Source organism: Nocardia amamiensis (assembly GCF_015477605.1).
Taxonomy (GTDB): Bacteria; Actinomycetota; Actinomycetes; order Mycobacteriales; family Mycobacteriaceae; genus Nocardia; species Nocardia amamiensis_A.
Genome location: NZ_JADLQX010000177.1, coordinates 1 through 888, shown reverse-complemented (window position 1 = coordinate 888; position 888 = coordinate 1). Strand labels below are relative to the sequence as shown.

The 888-nt window shown below is 68.1% G+C and carries 1 protein-coding gene; it reads right to left on the bottom strand.

Annotated elements, in window-relative coordinates:
• Positions 1–6 precede the first annotated feature (6 nt).
• The coding region (locus tag IU459_RS37335; protein ID WP_195134283.1) for an IS5 family transposase at positions 7–888 on the bottom strand (882 nt) is incomplete at its 5' end.

Here is an 888-nt window from a genome sequence, read left to right as displayed (position 1 = left end):
CTGCCTTCACTCGTTTCGGAGCCATTGGTTGATCACGGCGATGTGGATGGTGGCCAGGTAGCGGACGGCGAGCTTGTCGTACCTGGTGGCGACGGCGCGGTGTTGTTTGAGCTGGTTGATTCCCCGTTCTACCGCATTTCGGTCGCGGTAGACGTTCGGGTCGAACGCTGGTGGTCGACCGCCGGCCGCGCCGCGGTTGCGGCGATGCGCGGCTTGGTCGGCCGGGACCGGGATCGTTGCCTTGATCCCATGCCTGCGCAACCATTCCCGGTTCCCGCGGCTGGAATACGCCTTGTCGGCCAGTACCCGATCCGGACGTACCCGCGCCCGCCCGCCTGCGGGCTTGCCGACCTCGATCGCCTCGAGCACGGTCGTGAACCGCGGACTATCGGCGGCCTGACCAGCGGTGATCAGCATCGCCAGCACCCGGCAGCCCTGCTCACACGCCAAATGCAACTTGGTCGTCCAGCCACCCCGCGACCTGCCCAGACCATGATCGGCAGGCTCGGGCCCACCCTCACCGCCCGGCGGTTCGGCCTGACCGCCACCATCGCGGCGCGCACCAGCAGCGTGCTGGTGGGCTCGCATGATCGTCGAGTCCACACTCACCTGCCACACGATCGCGCCCGCCGCATCGGCAAAAACCTGCAACAACTTCACGATCAGCAGCCACACCCCGGCCCGCTGCCAGCGCCGGAACAACCCGTACACCGCCGACCAGGACCCGTACTGCGGCGGCACATCACGCCACGGGCAACCGACCCGAGTCCGCCACCGGATCCCATCGATGAGCTGCCGTTTCGTCCACTTCGGCGGGCGTCCCGCCTTCTTGCCCCGAGGCAGCAACGGCTCCAACCGCGCCCACTGGGCATCGGTCAGATCCGCCCG